The 1,061-nt window shown below is 68.9% G+C and carries 1 protein-coding gene; it reads right to left on the bottom strand.

What is annotated here, in order from left to right; all coding sequences use genetic code 11:
- Positions 1–177: 177 nt before the first annotated feature.
- The coding region (locus HKD39_RS18540) for an IS1380 family transposase (RefSeq protein ID WP_171201360.1) at positions 178–1,061 on the bottom strand (884 nt) is incomplete at its 5' end.

The raw sequence follows: 1,061 nt of genomic DNA, 5'->3' as shown, positions 1-1,061 counted from the left end.
TAACCCCGATCTTTCGTGAGTCGGTCGGGTTGGTCTGACGGGGCCGAGTCTTGATCATTTTCTCCTTTCGTTCGCTGTTGGTCGTGGCTGGATGACCGCGTGTCGCCGCGGTGGGTGCGTCGGGTTCCACTGTCCGAGGGGTGGTGCTGGCTGGTCGGGATGGGGCGGTTCGGCGGGTCAGGTCGGTGCGGGGTTCAGCTGTCTGATGGCGGTGGTGATCAGGTGTCCCCAGGGTGCGTGGGCGGATAGTCGTAGGTGGATCTGTCGGGATCGGCGGGCGATGCGGCCGGCGATGGTGAACAGGCGTAGCCGTAGGCGTTTCGGTTCCCATCGGGCGGCTTCGGTGCCGGCCAGGGCCAGTAGCTGCAGCCAGGCGGTCAACTCGCCCGCGAGCATCACGACGGCGAGCCAGATCCGGTTCTGGTCGAAGTCGTGTAGCGGGAAGTTGGTCAGGCCGGAGTCCTTCGTCGCCCGGATCCGGTCCTCACAGCGGGCCCGGCGGCGGTGTCGTAGTTCGAGGTCGGCCAGCTGCCCTCGGCGGGTGTTGGTGGCGAACGCGGTCAGCCGGTTCCCATCCAAATCGGTGAACCGTAGCTGCGCGCCGGGGTGAGGGCGTTCGGCGCGCACCAGAACACGCATCCCGGCTGGCCAGCCGGCCAGGTCCAGCACGCCGGTGACGTCGGCGATCCAGGCGCCGTCGCGCTGCAACCCGTCGGAGTTGTACGCCGGTGTCCATGCCGCCTCGGGCAGTGCCCGGATCGCAGCTTCGTGCCGCGGGCTCAGGCCGAACCCGACCGAGTACTGCAATCGGCGGCGGGCCAACCAGTCGATGACTTCGTGGGTGCCTCCGGCGCTGTCGGTGCGGATCAACACCTTCCGGCCAGGGCGGGGACCGAACGGTAACTGCCGCAGCGCGTCCCGGATCACAGTGAGGTGATCGGCGGCGGTGTTCGCGCCGGCGTTGCCGGGCCGCAACAGCGCGGCCGCGGCCTCACCGGTGGCGCCGGTGCCGTGGTCGATGAACGCCAGCAGCGGATGGAACCCGAACCCCCGCTTAAAGG

The sequence above is a fragment of the Nakamurella aerolata genome (genome assembly GCF_013002705.1).
Lineage (GTDB): Bacteria > Actinomycetota > Actinomycetes > Mycobacteriales > Nakamurellaceae > Nakamurella > Nakamurella aerolata.
The sequence above is the reverse complement of the archived record's forward strand: the minus strand, read 5'-3'. Positions and strand labels throughout refer to the sequence as shown.